General features: G+C 67.2%; 20 protein-coding genes. 14 read left to right on the top strand and 6 right to left on the bottom strand.

All coding sequences use genetic code 11. From position 1 onward, the window contains the following. Nucleotides 1–67: 67 nt before the first annotated feature. The 4 genes from H7U20_RS27045 to H7U20_RS27060 all read left to right on the top strand — a co-directional run bounded on the left by H7U20_RS27045 (nucleotide 68) and on the right by H7U20_RS27060 (nucleotide 3,702). Nucleotides 68–1,003 carry a sulfurtransferase gene (locus H7U20_RS27045; RefSeq protein WP_199762248.1) on the top strand — a complete coding sequence of 312 codons (936 nt, stop codon included), beginning with the start codon at nucleotides 68–70 and terminating at the stop codon, nucleotides 1,001–1,003. A gap of 53 nt (nucleotides 1,004–1,056) precedes the next feature. Further along, a complete protein-coding gene (locus H7U20_RS27050; RefSeq protein ID WP_199762249.1) occupies nucleotides 1,057–2,541 on the top strand; it encodes a cytochrome P450 in 1,485 nt (494 codons plus the stop codon). 155 nt (nucleotides 2,542–2,696) lie between these two features. Further along, on the top strand, nucleotides 2,697–3,224 hold the full coding sequence (locus H7U20_RS27055) for an SRPBCC family protein (RefSeq protein WP_199762250.1): 528 nt from the start codon (nucleotides 2,697–2,699) through the stop codon (nucleotides 3,222–3,224). Nucleotides 3,225–3,252: 28 nt separating this feature from the next. Further along, entirely contained in the window at nucleotides 3,253–3,702 is a 450-nt protein-coding gene (locus H7U20_RS27060; protein WP_199762251.1) for a hypothetical protein, read from the top strand. A 13-nt stretch (nucleotides 3,703–3,715) separates the two neighbouring features. Here H7U20_RS27060 and H7U20_RS27065 read toward each other — a convergent pair whose 3' ends face one another. Beyond that, nucleotides 3,716–4,747: an AraC family transcriptional regulator gene (locus H7U20_RS27065; RefSeq protein ID WP_199762252.1), complete on the bottom strand. Its 1,032-nt coding sequence runs from the start codon at nucleotides 4,745–4,747 to the stop codon at nucleotides 3,716–3,718. Between the two features lie 133 nt (nucleotides 4,748–4,880). On the opposite strand from H7U20_RS27065, the gene H7U20_RS27070 reads away from it, so the two are divergent. The 3 genes from H7U20_RS27070 to H7U20_RS27080 all read left to right on the top strand — a co-directional run bounded on the left by H7U20_RS27070 (nucleotide 4,881) and on the right by H7U20_RS27080 (nucleotide 9,881). Continuing rightward, nucleotides 4,881–6,491 (top strand): FAD-binding oxidoreductase, encoded by a 1,611-nt coding sequence (locus H7U20_RS27070; RefSeq protein ID WP_199762253.1) that lies wholly within the window; start codon nucleotides 4,881–4,883, stop codon nucleotides 6,489–6,491. Further along, nucleotides 6,488–8,170 (top strand): glycerol-3-phosphate dehydrogenase/oxidase, encoded by a 1,683-nt coding sequence (locus H7U20_RS27075; RefSeq protein ID WP_199762254.1) that lies wholly within the window; start codon nucleotides 6,488–6,490, stop codon nucleotides 8,168–8,170. Before H7U20_RS27070 ends, H7U20_RS27075 begins: the two co-directional genes overlap by 4 nt. Before the next feature lie 142 nt (nucleotides 8,171–8,312). Then, nucleotides 8,313–9,881: an FGGY-family carbohydrate kinase gene (locus H7U20_RS27080; protein WP_199762255.1), complete on the top strand. Its 1,569-nt coding sequence runs from the start codon at nucleotides 8,313–8,315 to the stop codon at nucleotides 9,879–9,881. 127 nt (nucleotides 9,882–10,008) lie between these two features. Here H7U20_RS27080 and H7U20_RS27085 read toward each other — a convergent pair whose 3' ends face one another. From H7U20_RS27085 to H7U20_RS27100, 4 genes are all read right to left on the bottom strand, one after another. Beyond that, nucleotides 10,009–11,364, bottom strand: a complete 1,356-nt coding sequence (locus tag H7U20_RS27085; RefSeq protein WP_199762256.1) for a diguanylate cyclase — start codon at nucleotides 11,362–11,364, stop codon at nucleotides 10,009–10,011. A gap of 469 nt (nucleotides 11,365–11,833) precedes the next feature. After that, entirely contained in the window at nucleotides 11,834–13,027 is a 1,194-nt protein-coding gene (locus tag H7U20_RS27090) for an aminotransferase-like domain-containing protein (protein ID WP_199762257.1), read from the bottom strand. Nucleotides 13,028–13,171: 144 nt separating this feature from the next. Then, nucleotides 13,172–13,633, bottom strand: a complete 462-nt coding sequence (locus tag H7U20_RS27095) for a RidA family protein (RefSeq protein WP_199762258.1) — start codon at nucleotides 13,631–13,633, stop codon at nucleotides 13,172–13,174. A 135-nt stretch (nucleotides 13,634–13,768) separates the two neighbouring features. Continuing rightward, nucleotides 13,769–14,674 (bottom strand): DMT family transporter, encoded by a 906-nt coding sequence (locus H7U20_RS27100; RefSeq protein WP_233411135.1) that lies wholly within the window; start codon nucleotides 14,672–14,674, stop codon nucleotides 13,769–13,771. A 165-nt stretch (nucleotides 14,675–14,839) separates the two neighbouring features. On the opposite strand from H7U20_RS27100, the gene H7U20_RS27105 reads away from it, so the two are divergent. The 6 genes from H7U20_RS27105 (at nucleotide 14,840) to H7U20_RS27130 (ending at nucleotide 19,954) form a co-directional block, all read left to right on the top strand. Then, complete coding sequence (locus H7U20_RS27105) at nucleotides 14,840–16,351, top strand: aminotransferase-like domain-containing protein (RefSeq protein ID WP_199762259.1); 1,512 nt, start codon at nucleotides 14,840–14,842, stop codon at nucleotides 16,349–16,351. 104 nt (nucleotides 16,352–16,455) lie between these two features. Continuing rightward, on the top strand, nucleotides 16,456–18,375 hold the full coding sequence (htpG, locus tag H7U20_RS27110; protein ID WP_199762260.1) for a molecular chaperone HtpG: 1,920 nt from the start codon (nucleotides 16,456–16,458) through the stop codon (nucleotides 18,373–18,375). Between the two features lie 389 nt (nucleotides 18,376–18,764). Next, nucleotides 18,765–18,965, top strand: a complete 201-nt coding sequence (locus H7U20_RS27115) for a hypothetical protein (RefSeq protein WP_199762261.1) — start codon at nucleotides 18,765–18,767, stop codon at nucleotides 18,963–18,965. An 86-nt stretch (nucleotides 18,966–19,051) separates the two neighbouring features. After that, nucleotides 19,052–19,264: a hypothetical protein gene (locus H7U20_RS27120; protein ID WP_199762262.1), complete on the top strand. Its 213-nt coding sequence runs from the start codon at nucleotides 19,052–19,054 to the stop codon at nucleotides 19,262–19,264. Between the two features lie 149 nt (nucleotides 19,265–19,413). Next, nucleotides 19,414–19,605, top strand: a complete 192-nt coding sequence (locus tag H7U20_RS27125) for a hypothetical protein (protein WP_199762263.1) — start codon at nucleotides 19,414–19,416, stop codon at nucleotides 19,603–19,605. Between the two features lie 142 nt (nucleotides 19,606–19,747). Beyond that, nucleotides 19,748–19,954, top strand: a complete 207-nt coding sequence (locus tag H7U20_RS27130) for a hypothetical protein (protein ID WP_199762264.1) — start codon at nucleotides 19,748–19,750, stop codon at nucleotides 19,952–19,954. A 133-nt stretch (nucleotides 19,955–20,087) separates the two neighbouring features. Here H7U20_RS27130 and H7U20_RS27135 read toward each other — a convergent pair whose 3' ends face one another. Further along, entirely contained in the window at nucleotides 20,088–20,645 is a 558-nt protein-coding gene (locus tag H7U20_RS27135) for an RBBP9/YdeN family alpha/beta hydrolase (RefSeq protein ID WP_199762265.1), read from the bottom strand. A gap of 79 nt (nucleotides 20,646–20,724) precedes the next feature. On the opposite strand from H7U20_RS27135, the gene H7U20_RS27140 reads away from it, so the two are divergent. After that, complete coding sequence (locus tag H7U20_RS27140; protein ID WP_199762266.1) at nucleotides 20,725–21,951, top strand: AGE family epimerase/isomerase; 1,227 nt, start codon at nucleotides 20,725–20,727, stop codon at nucleotides 21,949–21,951. The last annotated feature ends 76 nt before the right edge of the window (nucleotides 21,952–22,027 follow it).

The raw sequence follows: 22,027 nt of genomic DNA on the forward strand, positions 1-22,027 counted from the left end.
CGGCCGGCCGGCGCGCCGCTTATTTTGTCGATATTGATATCGCGGTCATGCCGCGCGCCGTCCGCCGATGAACCGCCCAGCCGACCCACATAGCAGCGCCAACGCCTTCCGGCCGGATCTGGTGCGCTGGCGCCAGCTCGTTGCGCCGGCCTGGCTGGCCGCGCTCAACGCCGGCATGCCGGTGGCGGCCGCGCCACCGCCCGGCTGGCGGCTGTTCGAGGTGGGTTGCGGCGGCGCCGCGTTGTTCGCGCAGGCGCACATCCCCGGCGCCGGCTACATCGACACCGCCGAGTTGGAGCAGGAACCCTTGTGGAACAAGGTGTCCGACCGGGCGTTGCTGCGCCTGCTGCTGCGCCTCGGCGTGCGCCACGACGGCTGCGTCGTGTTGTATGGCCGCAGCACGCTGGCCGCCGCGCGCGCCGCCCATCTGCTGCTGTACGCCGGCGTGCGCGACGTGCGCCTGCTCGACGGCGGCTTCGCGCTGTGGCGGGCCGGCGGCCATCCGCTGCAGGCCGGCGCGCCGCGCCAGCACGATGGTGCCGCCGACTTCGGCGCGCCGTTTCCGGCGCGGCCAGACTATCTGATCGATACCAAGGGCGCCAAGGCCCTGCTGGCCTGCGCCGATGACAGGCTGGTGAGTATTCGCAGTTGGAGTGAACATACTGGCAAGATTTCGGGGTATAGTTACATCGAGGCCCGGGGCGAGATTCCCGGCGCGCTGTGGGGCAGGGCGGGCGACGACGGCGACGTCAACAGCATGAGCGCCTTCCACCTGGCCGACGGCCGCATGCGTCCGGCCGGCGAGATCCGCGAGCAGTGGCGCCAGGCCGGCATTGTCGGCGCCGGCCGCACCGCCTTCTACTGCGGCACCGGCTGGCGCGCCTCGTTGGCGTTCTTCTACGCCTGGTTGATGGACTGGCAGGGCATCAGCGTCTACGACGGCGGCTGGTGCGAATGGAGCCGCGACCCGGTCAACCCGGTGCAGCGCATGCAGACCGGCTGAAGCCGGCGCGAGTGCGGCTGTGGGCGGCACGATCCGAATCGAGAGGAGAGACGATGGATGAAGTCAGCATCGGCGCGGCGCCAGGTTTGGCCGGCAGTGGACCACAGGAGCAACCGCAGCGCACGCTGCGCAAGGTGGCCGACCTGCCGGGGCCGAAGGGCAGCCCGGTGATGGGCAACGCCAAGGCGATCAACTCGACCCGCTTCCACCGCGTGCTGGAGGACTGGAGCCGCGAGTTCGGTCCGCTCTACCGCTTCCGCATCCTGCATCGCAACGTGATGGTGACGGCCGAGCGCGACGTCATCGCCGCGCTGCTGCGCGACCGGCCCGAAACGATGCGGCGGCCGTCGCGCACTTCGCGCATGTTGGAGGAGATGGGCACGCGCGGCCTGTTCAGTGTCGAGGGCGACGAGTGGCGCCGCCAGCGCAAGCTGGTGATGCGCGCGCTGACGCCCGAAGTGATCCACAACTTCTTCCCGACCCTGGTGGCCTACACCGAACGGCTGCGTCTGCGCTGGCACAGCGCCGTCGCCGCCGGCCGGCCGGTCGACCTGGCGCGCGACCTGAAGGCCTACACGTTGGACGTCACCGTCGGCCTGGCGATGGGGCAGGACCTCAACAGCCTGGAGAACGAGGACAACCCGCTGCAGCGCGACATCGAATTCCTCTTCAACCGCTTGGCGCGGCGCCTGACCACGCCGTTCGCCTACTGGCGCGTGCCGCTGCTCAAGCGCGCCGTCGACCGCGAGGCCGACGCCGCCGCGGCGCGCATCCGCCAGGCCATCCTCGGCTTCATCGCCGAGGCGCGCCGCCGCATGGAGCGCAATCCGGCGCTGCGGCAGAAGCCGTCGAACATGCTGGAGGCGCTGATCGTCGCCTGCGAGGAGGGCGGCGAGGGCGCCGGTGCCGGCTTCGGCGACGAGGTGGTGGTCGGCAACGCCATCACCATGGTCTTCGCCGGCGAGGACACCACCTCCAACAGCATCGCCTGGTTGATCGATTTCCTGGCGCGGCAGCCGCGCGAGGCAGAGGCGCTGGCCGCCGAGAGCGCGCGGGTGCTGGGCCAGGCCGCCGTGCTGGACGACTACCGCAGCCTCGACCAGCTGCACTACCTGGACGCGGCGACGCGCGAGGCGATGCGGCTGAAGCCGGTGGCACCCATCATGGCGCTGCAGCCGACCCGCGACATCACGCTGGGCGACGTGGCCGTGCCGGCCGGGACCATCATCTTTTGCCTGCTGCGCCATTGCGCCGAGCGCGGCGGCGAGTTCGAGCAGGCGGAGCAGTTCCGCCCCGAGCGCTGGCTGGACGGCGCCGGCGGCGCCGGCGACGACCCGGCGCGCAAGCTGTTCCCCTTTGGCGGCGGGCCGCGCTTCTGTCCGGGACGCTACCTGGCCATGGCCGAGATCAAGATGGCGATGGCCATGCTGGCGAAGAATTTCATCCTCGAAGCGATGCCGGGCGCGGCGCCGGCCGAGGAGACCTTCACCTTCACGATGACGCCGAGCACGCTGCCGGTGCGCCTGCGGGCACGCTGAGCGCCGGGCCGCACGCGCCCGGCCGCATAGCGAAACCGGCGCGCACGGCTAGACGCGGCGTCAAACCACACTTGAAAACATGCTAATCTAGGCTGGCCGACAACCCAAGCGGTGCCGGCCAGCCGTCCGCCCATCCACTGACAGCCGAGGAAGCCATGCTCAAGAAAACCGCCATTGCCGTTGTCGTGTTGATCGCGCTGGTGCTGCTGGTCGCGGCGCTGCAACCGAACAGCTACCGGGTCCAGCGCAGCGCCACCATCAAGGCGGCGCCGGAAAAGATCATGCCGTTGATTAGCGACTTTCACAACTGGACCACCTGGTCGCCGTGGGAGAAGCTCGACCCGGCGATGAAGCGCAGCTTTAGCGGCGCGGCGCGCGACCAGGGCGCCGTCTACGCCTGGGAGGGCAACGACAAGGTCGGCGCCGGCCGCATGGAGATCGTCGCGCTGGCCGCGCCGACGCGGGCGCAGATCAAGCTGGACTTTCTCAAGCCCTTCGAGTCGCACAACACCACCGAGTTCGTGCTGACGCCGCAGGGCCAGATGACGGTGGTGACCTGGACCATGTCCGGCCCGTCGAGCTTCGTCACCAAGCTGATGGGGCTGGTGACCAGCATGGACAGCATGATCGGCAAGGACTTCGAGACCGGCCTGGCCAATATGAAGGTGGCGGCCGAGCAGTAGCTTGTTCAACGCAGCCGGGGGAGGCGCGATGAAATCGACTATCCGACGGGCGTTGGCCGTGCTGGCCGTGCTGTCCAACACGGCGCCGGCGGCGCCGGCCAGCGCGGCGGCGGCGCCGCTGCGCGCCGACCATCCCATCATCGGCACCTGGCAGTTGGTGCTGCCGGACGGCGCCTGCCGCGAGATCTACCGCATGCACCCGGACGGCAGCAGCTTGGTCACCAGCGCGCAAGAGGTGGCCGAGTCGTCCTTCGAGATCGCCGACCAGCCCGACCCGCAGGGCTACTACAAGCAGGTCGACACCATCGTCAAGGACAACGGCAAGCACGATTGCAGCGGCGAGGTGACCCAGGCCGGCCACGTCAGCACCACCTATCTGTTGTTCCACCCCGGCGGCAATATGTTCCTGTCCTGCCTGGACCGCCAGGGCAAGCGCTGCATCGGCCCCTTCCTGCGCCTGCGCGGCGCCGAAACCTAGCGCCCGGCCGGCTTCAGTTGCGCTCGCGGTAGGCGCCCGGATTGACCCCGGCCCACTCGCGGAAGGCGTGGTTGAAGGCGCTCTGTTCCTGGTAGCCGAGCAGGAAGGCGATGTCGACCAGGCTCAGTCCCGGCTGGCGCAGGTAATCCTTGGCCAGCGCGAAGCGGGCCTGGTCGAGCACTTGTTGGAAGGTGGCGCCGGCCTCGCTGAGTTTGCGTTGCAGGGTGCGCGGCGACAGCTTCAATTCCTCGGCGATGGTGGCCAGCCGCACTTGGCCCTCGGCCAGCTTGCGCGCGATGGCGCCGTGCACCTGCACGCGGATGTCGGCGCCGGCGCGGGCGCGCAGCGCCAGCAGCTGCTCGGCGTGCTGCTGCAGCACCGGGTACAGGCTGACGTCGGCGTTCGGCACCGGCCAGGCCAGCAACTGGGCGTCGAAGCTGGCGACGTTGGCCGGCGCGCCGAAGCGCGGCACGGCGCCCAGCACGCGCAGGTATTCGGCGTCGCCGTGCGGGCCGGCGCCGGCGTGGGTCAGTTCCAATTGGGCCGGCGGCAAGGTCAGCCCGGCCAGCCAGTTGCCGAACACGCGGATGCCGGCGAACACGCTGTCGGCCAGGTGGCGTTGTCCGGCGCCGTAGTGGCTGTGCCAGGTGTAGTGGGCCAGGCCGTCGGCCTGGCGCAGCGCCGAGCGGCCCAGGTCGTGGGCCAACTGCTCGTAGCGCATGGTCTGCTCGAAGGCGTGGCCGAAGTCGCGGCAGCTCAGCAAAATCAAACCGTAGACGCTGTAGGTGCCCAGCTTGAAGCGCTCGCCGACGTGCAGGCCGAAGTGGGCGTCGTCGGCCAGCCGCGCGCCGACGTCGAGCAGGCGCACGTAGTCGTCGGCCGGCAGCGTGTCGGGCAGCGGCCACAGCGCGCCGGCGGCGAGGCCGGCGCCGCGTTCCAACTCGGCCGCCGGCACGCCGCGCGCGGCGGCCGCCTCCAGCAGCGGCAGCAGGTAGGAGCCGGCGACGCGGGCGCGGTGGCGCGGTTCAGGGAGCGGACTTGGCATGATCGAACAAGGCGAATGGCATGAATACGCAATACCGGTGAGGGGTTGTGTCTTATTCTGTTGTCATCAATCGACAGGTGCGCGCCAGTATAGCAAGCAAAGGCCGGCGCGCCGCAACGCAAACAGGAAAACCATGAGACGCTGGAACGGCTGGGGTGACGACACGATAGAATTTGCGCTCGACGCGGACGCGCTGGGCTTTCTGGCCCAGCGCATCGGCGCCGGCACGGCGGTAATCGACGCCGCCTTCGAGCAGGCCTGCGCCCGGTTGCGGCCGTCGCGCCTGGCGCCGCACCGGTTGATCGACACGGCCGGCGCCGTGCGGCTGCGCCACGCCCTGGGCCAGAGCCTGCCCGACTGGCTGCGCCTGCGCTATGGCCAGATCGACACGGCGCCGGACGGCGTCGCCTTCCCCGAGAGCGCGCAGGACGTGCGCGAGCTGCTGGCCTACGCCGCCGCGCACGACGTGGCGCTGGTGCCACACGGCGGCGGCACCAGCGTGGCGGGCCACCTGACCGCGCCCGGCGGCGCGCGCGCGGTGCTCAGCGTGAGCATGACCCGCCTGTGCCAGTTGCTCAGCCTGGACCGCCAGTCGCAACTGGCCACCTTCGGCGCCGGCGTTTTCGGCCCCGACCTGGAGGCCCAGTTGCGCGCCCACGGCTTCACCCTGGGCCACTTCCCGCAGTCCTTCGAATACTCGACCCTGGGCGGCTGGATCGTCACCCGCTCGTCGGGCCAGCAGTCGCTGCGCTACGGCCGCATCGAGCAGATGTTCAAGGGCGGCGCGGTGGAGACGCCGGCCGGCCGGCTGGTCATCCCGACCTTTCCGGCCTCCGCCGCCGGCACCGACCTGCGCGAGATGGTGCTCGGCTCCGAGGGCCGGCTCGGCATCCTCACCGAGGCCAGCGTGCGCATCACCCCGCTGCCGGAGTACGAGGCCTTCCACGCCGTCTTCTTCCCCGGTTGGGAGCAGGCCGAGGCGGCGGTGCGCGCGGTGGTGCAGGGCGGCCTGTCGCTGTCGATGCTGCGCCTGTCGAATCCGCTGGAGACCGTCACCATGCTGGCGCTGGCCGGCCACAAGGGTTTGATCGGCGCGCTCGAGACTTGGCTGTCCTGGCGCGGCTGCAAGGAGGGCAAGTGCATGCTGATGATCGGCGTGAGTGGCAAGAAGCGCGCCGCCAAGAGCGCGCTGGCCGACGCGCTGGCGCTGACCCGGCCGCACGGCGGCGTGCACATCGGCCGCAAGATGGGCGACAAGTGGAAGCAGAACCGCTTCCGCAACGTCTACCTGCGCAACGCCGCCTGGCAGCACGGCTACGCCATCGACACGGTGGAGACGGCGGTCGACTGGCCGCGCGTGCGCGGCATGATGCAGGCGGTCGAAGACGCCGCCGGCGCCGCGCTGGCCCAGCACGGCGAGAAGGTGCACACCTACACCCACCTGTCGCACCTGTACACGCAGGGCGCCAGCGTCTACACCACCTTCGTCTACCGCCTGGCGGGTAATTTCGAGCAGGACCTGGCGCGCTGGCGCACGCTCAAGGGCGCGGTCAGCCAGGCCATCGTCGACCATGGCGGCACCATCAGCCACCAGCACGGCGTGGGCAGCGACCACGCGGCGTATCTGCAGGCCGAGAAGGGGCCGCTGGGCATCGGCGCCATGCGCGCCTTGTTCCGCCACTTCGACCCGCAACAGATCATGAACCCCGGCAAACTGCTGCCGGCCGAGGACGTGGCGCCATGAGCCCGCGCCTGAATGGTGGCGGTGCCGCCGACGGCGGCCGCGACGAGCTGCCGGCGCTGCTGGCGCGCGAATGGGACCTGCTGATCATCGGCGGCGGCATCACCGGCGCCGGCATCCTGCTGGAGGCGGCGCGGCGCGGCTTGAAGGCGCTGCTGGTCGAACAACGCGACTTCGCCTGGGGCACCTCGAGCCGTTCGTCCAAGCTGGTGCACGGCGGCCTGCGCTATCTGAAGGAGGGCAAGTTCGGCCTGACGCGCGAATCGGTGCGCGAGCGCGAGCACCTGCTGCGCGAGGCGGCCGGCCTGGTCGAGCCGCAAAGCTTCGCTTTCGGCGACTACCGTGGCCGCAAGCCGGGCCGGCGCATGTTCCAGCTCGGCCTGGCGATCTACGACTTGATGGCCGGCCAGCGCGCCCGCCACCACTACCCGCGCGATGAATTCCTCGCCCTGGCGCCCAACGTCGCCAGCGCCGAGCTGGAAGGCGGCATGTGCTACACCGACGCCAAGACCGACGACGCCCGCCTGGTGCTGCGCGTGCTGCACGAGGCGCAGCGCCACGGCGGCGTGGCCGTCAACTACCTGGCGGTCGAGCAGTTGCTGCGCGCCGGCGACGATGCCGCGCAGGACGCCAAGCACGGCGCCAAGGCAGGGCAAGGCGCCAAGCCAGTCCAAGGTGCCACGGCGGGCCAAAACGGTACCGTCTGCGGCGCGCGCCTGCGCGACGGCATCACCGAGGCGACACACCAGGTGCGCGCCCGTCTGGTGGTCAGCGCCACCGGCGCCTGGGCCGACGGCCTGCGCGCCCAGGGCGGCGCCGCGCCGCGCCTGCGTCCGCTGCGCGGCAGCCATCTGGTGCTGCCGGCCTGGCGTCTGCCCTTGGCGCAGGCGGTCAGCCTGATGCACCCGGCCGACGGCCGCCCGGTGTTCGCCTTTCCCTGGGAGGGCGTGACCCTGGTCGGCACCACCGACGTCGACCACCGCGCCAACATGGCGCACGAGGCGGCCATCACCCGCGCCGAGGTCGACTACCTGATGGCGGCGCTGCACGACCAGTTCCCCCAGCTGGCGCTGGTCGAGCGCGACATCATCGCCACCTACGCCGGTGTGCGGCCGGTGATCGACAGCGGCCAGAGCGACCCGTCCAAGGAGGGGCGGGAGCACGCGCTGTGGTTGGAGAACGGCCTGCTCACCGTCACCGGCGGCAAGCTGACCACCTTCCGCGTGATCGCCCTCGACGCCTTGAAGAAGGCCGCGCCGCTGCTGCCCGGCTGGAATGCCGAGCTGCAGCCGCAGCCGGTGTTCGTCCAGCCGCCGCCGCTGCGTTACAACCGCCACCTGTCGGTCAGCCAGGCGGCGCGCCTGCGCGGCCGCTACGGTCCGCAGGCGCAGGCGCTGGTCGACGCCGCCCACGACGGCGAGCTGGAGACCATCGGCGGCAGCGAGACCATCTGGGCGCAGCTGCGCTGGGCGGCGCGCGGCGAGGCGGTGCAGAAGTTGGAGGATCTGCTGCTGCGCCGCACCCGCCTGGGCCTGCAACTGCGCGGCGGCGGCGTCGAGGTGATGGCGCGGGTGCGCGCCATCTGCCAGGCCGAATTGGGCTGGAGCGACGTGCGCTGGAGCGCCGAGCAGAACGCCTATCTGGCATTATGGAACAGTCACTACAGCGTGCCAGTGGCCTGACGCCCGTCGGCCAAGTCGTCAGCCCGCCGTTTGAACCCCGCAAGGCGGACAGCCGGGGTCGGACCCGGCGGGTCCGACCCCAGATTTGCGCCCTTGGGTTTGGGCGGCGCCCATGCAATCCGTGAACAACCTCGTGAACAATATGCCAGACCCAGCTCAATACATCCTCTCCATCGACAACGGCACGCAGAGTGTGCGCGCGCTGCTGTTCGATTTGGACGGCAATCTCGCCGCCAAGGCGCAGGTGCATTTGCAGGCCTACTTCTCGGCGCATCCCGGTTGGGCCGAGCACGACGCCGAGGGTTATTGGCGGGCCGTGTGCGAAGCCTGCCAGCGCCTGTGGGCCGTTACCGACATCCCGCGCAGCGCCGTCAAGGGCGTCGCCGTCACCACCCAGCGCGGCACGGTGGTCAACCTGGACAAGGACGGCAAGCCGCTGCGGCCGGCCATCACCTGGCTGGACCAGCGCCGCACCGACCGGGTGCCGCCGCTCAGCCCCTGGTGGCGCGCCGCCTTCAAGCTGGCGCGGGTCGACTCGACCATCGAGTTTTTCCGCCGCGAGGCGGAGATCAACTGGATCGCCGCCGAGCAGCCCGACATATGGGCGCGCACCGACAAGTTCCTGCTGCTGTCCGGCTTTCTGAACTACCGCCTGTGCGAGCGCTTCGTCGACTCGATCGGCTCGCAGGTGGCCTATCTGCCCTTCGACTACAAGCGCCACCGCTGGGCCGGGGCGCGCGACTGGAAGTGGCAGGCGCTGGCGATCGAGCCGCGCATGCTGCCCGAGCTGGTGGCGCCGGGCACGGTGATCGGCGCCATCACGGCCGCCGCCGCCGCCGCGACCGGCATCCCGCAGGGCACGCCGCTGGTGGCCGCCGCCGCCGACAAGGCCTGCGAGGTGATCGGCGCCGGCGCCACCGAGCCGCACATCGGCTGCCTGAGCTACGGCACCACGGCCACCGTCAACACCACGACCAAAAAATACGTCGAGGTGACGCCCTTCATTCCGCCCTATCCGGCGGCCATTCCCGGCGCCTACAGCACCGAGGTGCAGATCTTCCGCGGTTACTGGATGGTCAACTGGTTCAAGGAGCAGTTCGGCCACCTGGAGCAAGCCGCCGCGCAGCGCCACGGCGGCTCGCCGGAGGAGCTGTTCGACGGTCTGGTCGAGGACGTGCCGCCCGGCTCGATGGGGCTGATGCTGCAACCGTACTGGAGTCCCGGCATCCGCGTGCCCGGGCCGGAGGCCAAGGGCGCGATGATCGGCTTTGGCGACGTGCACACCCGCGCCCATATGTACCGGGCGATTTTGGAAGGCCTGGCCTATGCGCTGCGCGAGGGCATGGAGCGCATCGAGAAGCGCAGCGGCGTGAAGGTGACCGAGCTGCGCGTGGCCGGCGGCGGTTCGCAGAGCGACGCGGCGATGCAGCTGACGGCCGACATCTTCGGCCTGCCGGCGGCGCGCGCCCACGTCTACGAGACGTCCGGCCTGGGCGCGGCGATCGCCGTGGCGGCCGGGCTCGGACTGCACCGGGACTTCGCCAGCGCCACCCGCGCCATGACGCGGCCGGGCCGGGTGTTCCAGCCGATCCCGGCCAACCAGGCGATCTACGAGCGGCTGTACCGCCGGGTGTATTTGAAGATGTACCAGCGCCTGCAGCCGATGTACGCCGAAATCGCCGACATCACCGGTTATCCCGAGCGGCTTTGAAACGGCTTCTTCAAGGGTCTGCGTGACGTTGGGCGCTGCAAACCACCCATAGGCGGAGAGCCGGGGTCGGACCCCGCAGGTCTGACCTCGACCCCAGATTTACGCCTGTGGGGTCGCTCGCTTGACCTCAGCCCATCAGCGCCTGCACGGCCTGTAGCGCGGCGCTGTCCGGCTTGTTGCTGCGCACTTGGTTGCGGCCGCCTTCCTTGGCCACGTACATGGCGCGGTCGGCGGCGACGAACAGCGATTCGGTGCTGTCGAACTGGTTCGGATGGATGGTCGAGACGCCGATGCTGACGGTGATCCACGGCGAGGTCGGCGAGCGCGGATGCGGCAGTTGCAGCGTTTCGATGTGGCCGCGGATCGACTCGGCCAGCAGATGAGCCGATTCGGCGTCGGTCTCGGCGAACAGCAGCACGAACTCCTCGCCGCCGTAGCGCGCCGCCAGGTCGGTCGGCCGCAGCGCGTGCGCGGCCACCGCCTGCGCCACCCGCGCCAGGCAGACGTCGCCGGCCGGATGCCCCAAGGTGTCGTTGTACAGCTTGAAGTGGTCGACGTCGAGCACCACCAGCGACAAGGCCAGCCCGCTGCGCATGGCGCGCTGCCATTCCTTCTCGAGGAAGCTGTCGAAGTGGCGCCGGTTGGCGATCTGGGTCAGCGGGTCGACCATGGCGGCACGCTGCAGCGCGTCCTCGGACAGCTTGTGGTGGGTGATGTCGTGCAGCAGGCCGATGAACAGCGGCTGGCGCAGATACATCGGCGTCAAGGTCAGGTCCATGCACACCGAGCTGCCGTCGCGGTGGCGGATGATCACCTCGCGCGTGCCGTGGCTGTGCGCCGTCTCCGGCGCGGCGGCGTAGCGTTCGAAATAGTCGAGGTATTCGCGCGCCACCAGCGGATTGAGCAGCTCGCCGATGGAGCGCCCGGCCAACTCGCCGTCCTGGTAGCCGAGGTATTTGTCGCAGGCCGGGTTGGTGAACTGGATGCGGCCGTCCGCCTCGATGATCATCAAGCCCTCGGCCATGTTGTTGACGATGGTGCGCAGGCGCTCGGCCTGCTCGTCCTGGGTCTCGCTGCGGCTGCGGATTTGCAGCTGGCTGCGCACCCGGGCGCTCACCTCGGCCAGGCGCAGCGGCTTGCTGATGTAGTCGACCGCGCCCAGATCGAAGCCGGCGACGACGTCGTCGGTATCGGTGCGCGCGCTCATGAAGATCACCGGAATGCCCTGCGTGGCGGCGTGGCCCTTCAACTGGCGGCAGGTTTCGAAGCCATCCATGCCGGGCATGACCACGTCGAGCAGGATCAGGTCGGGATGGACGCGGCGGGCGATTTGCAGCGCGCGCTCGCCGGTGCTGGCGACGAAGGTCTGGTAACCCTGTTGCGTCATCAGCTTGCGCAGCACGCCGAGATTATCGGCGGCGTCGTCGACGATCAGGATCGTCGCCTCGCGCCTTGCCGCCAGTTCGGCCAGGGCGAGCGTCATCGGACAAGGTCCCGTAACGCGTCGACCGGTGAGCGTTGCGCGCCGGCGCGGCGGGGCCGGGCGGCATGGCGGTCGGTGGCGATTTCGGTGTCTGCGGACAAAGGCGGGCCTGTCGATAAAGTGACTGTCTGTCTAAATCATACCGCTTTGGGAAAGCGATTTGTAAAAAAACACCGAATGTTTTTTCGAGGAAACCTTCTGAATCCCGCATGATAGCTGCCTTTTCAACACTATTTCTTCTGATTTTAGCTTGGGCAAGGGCAAGAGTGTAACTATCGGTTATAAATTTTCGTTGTGAAATGGTTCAACAATATTTCAAGAGGTGGTGGCGGGTGTTGTATTTTGAACGGTGGGGGAGGGCGCTGCGCCGGCGCAAAAAGCGTGGGCCGAAAAGCCGCGTGGGCGCACTCGGCGCCCACGCGGGATAACAATGCCCGGCGCGGCCCTGGGCCGCGCCGGGCGATCAAGCTCAGATCTTGGCGGCGATCAGTTTGCCGAGGATCTCGATGCCGGTGCGGATGCGCTCCGGCGACACCGTGACGAACGACAGGCGCAGCGTGTTGGTCTCCGGCGCGTTGGCGTAGAACGGCGAACCCGGCACGAAGGCGACCTTGTTGGCGATGGCTTCGTCGAGCAGGGCCATGGCGTTGATGTGCTTGGGCAGGGTGACCCAGATGAACATGCCGCCTTCCGGCTTGGTCCAGGTGACGCTGCTCGGGAAGTGCTGCGCCATCGCGTCGAGCATGCACTGGCACTGGTCGCCGTACAGGCTGCGGATCTGCGGAATGTGGCGGTCGAGGAAGCCGTCCTTGATCACCTCGTGCACCACCATCTGCGTCAGCTGCGAGGTGTGCAGGTCGGCCGCCTGCTTGGCCAGTTCCAGGCGGCGCACCAGCGGCAGCGGGGCGACCACGTAACCCAGGCGGATGCCCGGCGTCAGCACCTTGGAGAAGGAACCCATGTAGATCACGCCGTCCGGGTTCATCGCCACCATCTTCGGCAGCGGCGCGCCCTTGTAGCTCAAGGCGCCGTACGGGTCGTCCTCGATCAGCGGCAGGCCCAGGCGGGCGCAGGTTTCCACCAGTTGGTGGCGGCGTTCCAGCGACAGCGTGCGGCCGGTCGGGTTCTGGAAGTTCGGCAGCGCGTACAGCAGGCGCGCGCCTTGGGCCACCTGGTCGAGCGATTCCGGCACCAGGCCGTTTTCGTCGGTATCGACCGAGACGAACTCGGGACGGTAGACCGAGAAGGCCTGCAGCGCGCCCAGGTAGGACGGCGTTTCGACCAGCACGCGGCTGCCTTCGTCGATCAGCACCTTGCCCAGCAGGTCCAGCGCCTGCTGCGAACCGGAGGTCATCAACACTTGTTCAGGGACGATCTTGACGCCGTTGGCGGACAGCGAATCGGCGATCCATTGACGCAGCGGCAGGTAGCCGTCGGTCGGGCCGTACTGCAGTGCGACCTTGCCGGAATTGCTCAGCACTTTGTCGAAGGCGAGCTTCATCTCGTCGATCGGGAAGGTGGCCGGCGACGGCAGGCCGCCGGCGAAGGAGATGATCTCCGGCTGCTGGGTGATCTTCAGGATCTCGCGGATGAAGGAGCTTTGCAGCTGCTCGGCACGTTCGGCGAAACGCCACTGCATCGGGTTTGGATTTTCAATTTTCATACATGTCTCACTGAGTAATTACCGGAGCCTGTGGGCCGGCCGGTCGATAAACAAGCGCGCTTGTGGCGGCCCTCGAAAGGGCGGCGCCAGCGGGTAGGTCGGCGCCGCCCGGTAAAGCAGAAGTCAATGGCCGTCGTTGCGGCCTCAGGCCACTTCGATCACCAGGTCGATCTCGACGCAGCAGCCGAGCGGGATCTGCGCCACGCCGAAGGCGGCGCGGGCGTGCTTGCCGGCCTCGCCGAACACTTCGCCGAGCAGCTCGGAGGCGCCGTTGGTGACCAGGTGGTGCTCGGTGAAGTCGGGCGTCGAGTTGACCAGGCTGGTCAGCTTGACGATGCGTTTGACGCGGCCCAGGTCACCGCCGACGGCTTCCTGCATGGTGCCCATCAGCGCCACGGCGACGCCGCGCGCGGCGGCCTTGCCTTCTTCGACGCTGATGTTCTTGCCCAGTTGGCCGACCCATGGCGAGCCGTCTTCCTTGCGCGCGATGTGGCCGGAGATGAACACCAGGTTACCGCTCTGGACATGCATGACGTAGGCGGCCACCGGTGCGGCGGGCGCGCTCAGGGTGAGATTGAGTGCTTTGATTTTTTCGTAAACAGACATGTGGCATCCCGGTGTAGGTGTCGATTGCTCGACGGAGGTTGGTGTCGGTGCGCGACGGGCGCGGCAAGACCGATATTGTACGTCGTGTGGCTGGAGCTGCCCACAACAGGGGCGAAATCAAAATCCTGTATGGTCTTATGGCCGTTTCACCTGCATTTTGCGGCCCAAGCCGACCACAATGATCACTGCGAGTGCGAAAATCAGCTTGTCCCATTCCAGCGCTTCGCCCAATACCAGGCTGGCGCCGAGCAGGGACAGGAAGGGCTGCACCAGTTGCACCTGGCCGACGCGCGCCACGCCGCCCAGCGCCATGCCGCGATACCAGAAGAAAAAGCCGATGAACATCGAGAAAATCGACACGTAGGCGAAGCCGGTCCAGGCCCGCGCGCCGGCCCGCAGCATGGCCTCGGCCTGGCCCCAGCTATGCCACACCACCAGCGGCAGCAGCAGCGGGGCGGCCAGCAGCAGGGCCCAGCAGATCACCTGCTGGCCGCCCATCCGCTGCGCCAGGCGGCCGCCGGCGGCGTAGCCGGCCGCCGCCAGCAGCACGGCGGCGAACATCGCCAGGTCGGCCGCCTGCAGGCTGCCGCCGCTCTGCCGCAGCGCGAAGCCGGCCACCAGCGCGCTGCCCAGCAGCGACATGGCCCAGAAACCGGCCGAGGGCCGCTCGCCGCCGCCCAGCGCGGCGCAGACGGCGGTGGCCAGCGGCAGCACGCCGACCAGCACGGCGCCGTGGCCGGCCGGCAGGGTGCGCATGGCGATCGAAGTCAACCAAGGGAAACCGATGATGCAGCCGCCCGCCACCAGCGCCAGGGCCGGCAGCGCGCCGCGCGGTGGCAGCGGGGCGCGCCGCCAGGCCAGCCAGGCCGCCGCCAGCACGGCCGCCACCAGGGCGCGGCCGAGGGCGACGAAGAGCGGGTCCAGGCCGGCCACCGCCAGCCGCGTGAAGGGCAGGGTCAGGCTGAAGATGGCGACGCCGATCAGGCCGATCAGCATGCCGCGGGTTTCCTCGGACAGGCCGCCGCGCGGCGGCGCGAGCATGGCCGCCGCTGGTGTATTGACGAGGCGTTTGGCGCTGGCGCTGGCTTGGTGCATGGGGCGGTCTTTCAGAGTGGCTTTGTGTCGGAGTTAGGTGTATCCTAAGGCACAAAACCAATACAGTGCCAATACACTTTCCAACATAATTTACTATGCTGTAATGGTAAAATGACCAATACACAAACCGCAACATCGCCGGCGCGCGCCGGCAAGGCCCAGCCGACCGCGCTGGTGGCGCTGCTGTCGCGTGAATCGGGCGAGTCGCTGATCGACCAGATCGTCCGCTCGGTGGCGGCGCGCATCGACGACCGCGTGCTGCGCGGCGGCGCCCGCATGCCCTCGATCCGCCAGTTCGCCGGCGCCCAGGGCGTCTCTTGCTTCACCGTGGTGGCCAGCTACGACAAGCTGGTGGCGCGCGGCTACCTGGAGTCGCGCCGTGGCGCCGGCTTTTATGTGCGCGAGCGCTCGCCGCTGAACGCCGACCAGCGCTCCGGCGCCAATTCGGCGGCGGCGGCGGCGGCGCCGCCGGACTGGCCCGACGCCGACGCCGGCAAGGCGATCGACGTGGTCTGGCTGATCCGGAATATGTTCCGCCAGACGCCGTACCAGCAAATGCCCGGCTCCGGCGTGCTGCCCAACGAGTGGCTCGACGGCCAGACGGTGGCCAACGCGCTGCGCGCGGTCAGCCGGCAGAACCCCAACCTGCTGCTCAACTACGGCCTGCCGCAGGGTTTCCTGCCGCTGCGCCAGCAACTGCAGCAGAAATTGGCCGAGCTGGAGATCGCCGCCGCGCCGGAGCAGATCGTCACCACCGCCGGCGTGACCCAGGCGCTGGACCTGGTGGCGCGCGAGTTCACCCGTCCCGGCGACACCATCTTCGTCGACGACCCGGCCTGGTTCCTGATGTTCGGCTCCTTCGCCGCGCTGGGCGCCAAGGTGGTCGGCATCCCGCGCCTGGGCGACGGCCCGGACATCGCCCAACTGGCCCAGTTGGCGGCGCTGCACCAGCCCAAGCTGTACATCATCAACTCGGTGCTGCACAACCCCAGTTCGACCTCGCTGTCGGCGGCCAAGGCCTTCCAGGTGCTGCGCCTGGCCGAGCAGCACGGCTTCACCATCGTCGAGGACGACATCTATTGCGACCTGCACCCCGGCAGCGCGGTGCAGCCGGCCACCCGGCTGGCCGCGCTCGACCAGCTGCAACGGGTGATCTACCTGGGCGGCTTCTCCAAGACCATGGCGGCCAACCTGCGGGTCGGCTACATCGCCACCTCGCGCCAGTGGGCCGAGCGGCTGGCCGACCGCAAGATGCTGTCGACGCTGACCACCAGCGAGATCGGCGAGCGGGTGGTCTACAAGGTGCTGTCCGAGGGCTCCTACCGCAAGCACGCCGACCGCATGCGCCTGCGCCTGGACGCGGTGCGCGCCAAGACGGTGCGGCAGATGGAGCGGGTCGGCCTGACGGTGGACATCGTCACGCCGGCCGGCATGTTCGTCTGGGCCGACGCCGGCCGCGACACCAACGCGCTGGCCGAGCGGGCCATGGCCGAGGGCCTGCTGCTGGCGCCGGGCAGCCTGTTCTCGCCCAAACAGCTGGCCTCGACGCGGATGCGGCTGAACGTGGCGGCGATGCAGGACGCGGCGATCTGGCGCTTCCTCGAGCGCGAGTTGGGCGGCTGAATGCGCGGCCGCCTCGCCAAGGCTTGAATTCGGCCATATAATCCCCATTTCTGGAAAATCCAAGCGACAAACCCCGTATCAACACAGACTAATTAGAGGTAAAAATGGCCGACACCGAAAAGCAAACCCTGGGTTTTCAAGCTGAAGTCAAACAGCTGCTGCAACTGATGATCCACTCGCTGTACTCGAACAAGGAGATTTTCCTGCGCGAGCTGATCTCGAACGCCTCCGACGCGTCCGACAAGCTGCGCTTCGAGGCGATCAACAACGACGCCCTGTACGGCAACGACCATGAACTGAAGATCAAGGTCAGCTTCGACAAGGAAGCGCGCACCATCACCATCTCCGACAACGGCATCGGCATGAGCCGCGACGAGGCCATCTCGCACCTGGGCACCATCGCCAAATCGGGCACCAAGGAATTCTTCGGTAAGCTGTCGGGCGACCAGCAGCAGGACGCCGCCCTGATCGGCCAGTTCGGCGTGGGCTTCTACTCCGGCTTCATCGTCGCCGACAAGATCACCGTCGAAACGCGCCGCGCCGGCGCCGCCGCCAACGAGGGCGTGCGCTGGGAATCGGCCGGCGAGGGCGATTACAGCATCGAGCAGATCGAGAAAACCTCGCGCGGCAGCGACATCATCCTGCACCTGCGCGAAGGCGAGGACGAGCTGCTGTCGAGCTGGAAGATCAAATCGATCATCCGCAAGTACTCCGACCACATCTCGCTGCCGATCGTCATGGCCAAGGAAGAGTGGGACGACGAGAAGAAGGAAACCGTCGTCAAGGACGAGCAGGAAACCATCAACCAGGCCAGCGCGCTGTGGGCCCGCAACAAGTCCGACATCACGCCGGAACAGTACGACGAGTTCTACAAGCACGTCTCGCACGACTTCCAGTCGCCGCTGACGCACACCCACAACCGTGTCGAGGGCCGCAGCGAGTACACCCAGCTGTTGTACATCCCGGCCAAGGCGCCGTTCGACCTGTGGGACCGCAACAAGCGCGGCGGCATCAAGCTGTACGTCAAGCGCGTCTTCATCATGGACGACGCCGAGCAGCTGATGCCGGCCTACCTGCGCATGGTCAAAGGCGTGATCGACTCGGCCGACCTGCCGCTGAACGTCTCGCGCGAGATCCTGCAGGAGTCGCGCGATGTCAAGGTGATCCGCGAGGGTTCGACCAAGCGCGTCATCGGCATGCTGGAAGAACTGGCCAACGCCGACGAGCAGGAGAAAAAGGACAAGTACGCCACCTTCTGGAAGGAATTCGGCCAGGTGCTGAAAGAGGGCATCGGCGAGGACGCCGGCAACAAGGAGCGTCTGGCCAAGCTGCTGCGCTTCGCCTCGACCGGCAACGACAACGACGAGCAGAACGTCTCGTTCGAACAGTATGTGGCGCGCCTGAAGGACGGCCAGGACAAGATTTATTACGTTACGGCGGATAACTACACCGCCGCCAAGAACAGTCCGCACCTGGAGATCTTCCGCAAGAAGGGCGTCGAAGTGCTGCTGCTGACCGACCGCGTCGACGAGTGGATGCTGTCCTTCCTGCAGGATTTCGAAGGCAAGGAACTGGTCTCGGTGGCCAAGGGCGGCCTCGATCTGGGCAAGCTGGAAGACGAAGCCGAGAAGAAGGAACACGAAGAGACCGAGACCTCCTACCAGGACCTGGTCGGCAAGATGAAGGAAGCCTTGACCGAGAAGGCCAAGGACGTGCGCGTCACCTTCCGTCTGACCGATTCGCCGGCCTGCCTGGTGGCCGACGAGAACGAATTGTCGGGCAACCTGCTGCGCATGTTGAAGGCGGCCGGCCAGAACGCGCCGGACTCCAAGCCTATCCTGGAGATCAACCCGAACCACCCGCTGGTGACGCGCCTGAAGTACCAGGACGCCGGCAGCCAGTTCAACGACTGGGCGCACATCCTGTTCGACCAGGCCATGCTGGCCGAAGGCGGTTCGCTGAGCGATCCGGCCACCTTCGTCAAGCGCCTCAACGAAATGCTGTTGGGCGGCGCCGCCAAGTAAATCCTCCGCTGCCGGTTCGACCGGTAGCGCGCCGCTGGCTAAAAACCGGTGCCGTTTCGCGATGCGAACGGCGCCGGTTTTTTTATTGCCGAACGGTATACCGAGGCGTGGCAAGCCGATGCAGACTTGTCTTTAATTTACAACAATATTACCAAATCACTAAATATATTGTTTTGGTAATATAGATATGATAATTTTTCATATTGTTTAAGTGTTGCAAAGGCGAATGGCGGATCTAGGCGGTCCGCCTTTCGGCTTCCTGGACTCGCGCTCCCACCGGGACGCTGGTTGAACAAGGCAACGATGTCCTTGTCACGGGAGGGACGTGTGGGACGGGATGTCTTTCCTGGATTACAAATCCGTCTGATTTCCATACTTGGAGAAAAATGATGAAGATGAAACTGGCACTTTTCCTGTTTTCCATCGGGCTGGGCAGCTCGTTCGCCTATGCCGCCGAGTCGACCACCAACAGCTGTCAAGGCTATTGCGTGATGGCCTATCGCTCCTGCATCAATTACGGCGGTGATCCGGCGGAGTGCGCCGCCGATCGCGCCGCCTGCTTCCAGGATTGCGGCAGCCAGATGATGTAATCGCGGCGGCGGCCATGCCTGCCGCGCCGGTATGGCCGGCATTGCCCCGTCTTGTCATGCAAGCCACTTGATTTGAAAGGAAGCAAATGAAACTGCAACTGAAACTCGCGCTGTTCATGTTTGCCATCGGCCTGGGCAGCTCCTACGCCTACGCCTCCGAGTCGACCACCGGCAGCATCGACAGGTGCCTCAGCAGGTGCATGGTGGCTTACAACACATGTCTCAAATATAACAATAGAGACACCTGCCTCGACCGACTTGATGCCTGCCAGTTGGCTTGTGGCGAGCAGCTCCCTTGATCGCGCATTGACGATGGGACGCGCGGCGCGACGGCTGCCGCGTTGAATCGGCAGGTCCGCACTATCGAGTGGTAACGGGAAAGGCGGCATGGCGGAAGGCCTTTCCTGGTTTGATGATCCGTCCTACGACGTAGTTTGGAGAGACAACAATGAAGATGAAACTTGCGCTGTTCATGTTTGCCATCGGCCTGGGCAGCTCCTACGCCTACGCCGACACGCCATCCTATTGCGTGCGGAAGTGCTACGCCGCCTACGACCGCTGCGTGCTGACGCAGCCGCAATTCGACTGCCACATGCAGGAGGAGAACTGCATCTACGATTGCAAAGGCTGGTTGCCGTAAACGGTACGCCTGCCTCGGCGTCTGCCGCCACCGTGGCGCTGCTTGAGCAAGGCAATGATGTTTTTTCGCGGGAAGGGCGTGCGGGACGGAATGTCTTTCCTGAACTATAAATCCGTCTGATTTTTATACTTGGAGAAAAAGAATGAAGATGAAATTTGCGCTGTTCATGTTTGCCCTGGGTCTGGGCAGTTCGTTCGCCTACGCCGCCGAGTCGAGCACCAACAGCGTCGCCAGTTGCCGCAGCTGGTGCACGACCAACTATCTGGAGTGCCGCAAGCATTCGGACGTCGAAACCTGCCTCGATTTGCGTGACGCCTGCTGGGGCCGCTGTGGCGGCATCATCCCTTGATGGCGGAGTAACGATCGGACGCGCGGCGCCAAGGCGCCCGCGTCATTAAGCCGTTCAAAGTGAATAAATCAAAATGAAAAAGAAATTCGCGCTGCTGTAGTGTCGGCATCAAGGCCATTAGAGGCGCGGCGGGCTAAGCCGCGTTGAGGCCTTGCAGGCCGGCGCAGAAGGCCAGCAGCATCGCCTCGCCGGCGGGCCAGGCGCCGTAGCCGGCGTCGCCGTTGATGTGGCCGGCGTCGCCGATCGAGACGAACTCGCTGCCCCAACCGGCGGCGAACCGGCGGGCGCGCTGCTCGCTCACATGGGGATCGTCGCTGCTGGCCACCACCACGCTGGGGAAGGGCAGGGGCGCCAGCAGCATCGGCTGGAAACCGCTGGTGCAGTCCGGGTAGGACGGCGCGTCGACATCGCTGGGCGCCACCAGGAAGGCGCCGGCGACGGCGTGGCGCGAGCCGGAGGCGGCCCAGCGTGTCACCAGCGAGCAGCTCAGGCTATGCGCCGCCAGCACCGGCGGGCGGCGGCATTGCGCGATGGCGGCGTCCAGCGCGGCGACCCACTCGTCGCATTGCGGCGTTTGCCAGTCGCGCTGCGCCACGCGGCGCCAATTCGGGTGGCTGGCCTCCCACCGGGTTTGCCAGTGGGCCGGCCCGGAGTTCCACAAGCCGGCCAGTGTCAATACCTCGAAATCCATGTAGTTTCCCTTCAGTTGGCGTCGCGCGCGCTGGGCGAAACGCGTAGAATTAGCGCTCCTCAATGTGGAAGATTATGCCATGACGACCGCCCCCGATTTTCACGCCCAGCCAGATTTGCGCAAGCACATACAAGAGACGATGCAGTTCTACCATCCGCGCTGCATCGACCCCAGCGGCGGCTTCTACCACTTCTACAAGGACGACGGCCGGGTCTACGACGAGCGTAGCCGGCACCTGGTCAGCAGCACCCGTTTCATCTTCACCTACGCCATGGCGGCGCGCCATTTCGACGCCGGCGAGTACCTGCCGCAAGTGCGCCACGGCCTCGCTTTCCTGCGCGAGGCGCACCGTAATCCGGTTACAGGCGGCTATGCCTGGCTGCTCGACTGGCAGGGCGGCCAGGGCACGGTGCTCGACGGCACCAACCACTGCTACGGCCTGGCTTTCGTGCTGCTGGCCTACTCGCACGCGCTGCTGGCCGGCGTCGACGAGGCGCGCGAGTGGATCAACGAGACCTATGATTTGATGGAGCGGCATTTCTGGCAGGCCGACTTCGGCCTGTACGCCGACGAGGCCAGCACCGACTGGTCGACCTTGGCGCCGTATCGCGGCCAGAACGCCAATATGCACTCGGTCGAGGCGCTGCTGGCGGCCTACGACGCCACCGACGACCTGCGCTTCCTGCACCGCGCCGAGCGCATCGCCCACAACATCACGGTGCGCCAGGCGGCGCTGTGCGACGGGCTGATTTGGGAGCACTACCATATCGACTGGTCGGTGGATTGGGACTACAACCGCGACGACGCCTCCAACATCTTCCGCCCGTGGGGCTACCAGCCGGGCCATCTGACCGAGTGGTCCAAGTTGCTGTTGCTGTTGGAGCGGCACGCCAAGCAGCTGCGCCAAGCGGCCGACTGGATACTGCCGCGCGCCATCGCGCTGTTCGATGCCGGCCTGGACACGGCCTGGGACAAGGAGCACGGCGGCATCTGCTACGGCTTCGCCCCGGACGGCGCGATCTGCGACGCCGACAAATACCATTGGGTGCAGGCCGAGAGCATGGCGACGGCCGCCGTGCTGGCCGAGCGCACCGGCGAGGCGCGCTTCTGGCTCTGGTACGACAAGCTGTGGGATTACTGCTGGACGCATTTCGTCGACCACCGCCATGGCGCCTGGTTCCGCATCCTACGCGGCGACAACAGCGCCTTCACCGACGACAAGAGCCCGGCCGGCAAGGTCGACTATCACAACATGGGTGCTTGCTACGAAGCCCTCAACGCGCTGCGGCGCTGGGAGTCGCGCTAGGCGGGCAGGCACAACGAACAGCGGAACACAGAACACCGGGGTCAGTGCCGACATTCGGACATTCACGGCGTGAATG

It is taken from the genome of Rugamonas violacea (assembly GCF_016461825.1).
Classification (GTDB): Bacteria; Pseudomonadota; Gammaproteobacteria; order Burkholderiales; family Burkholderiaceae_D; genus Rugamonas.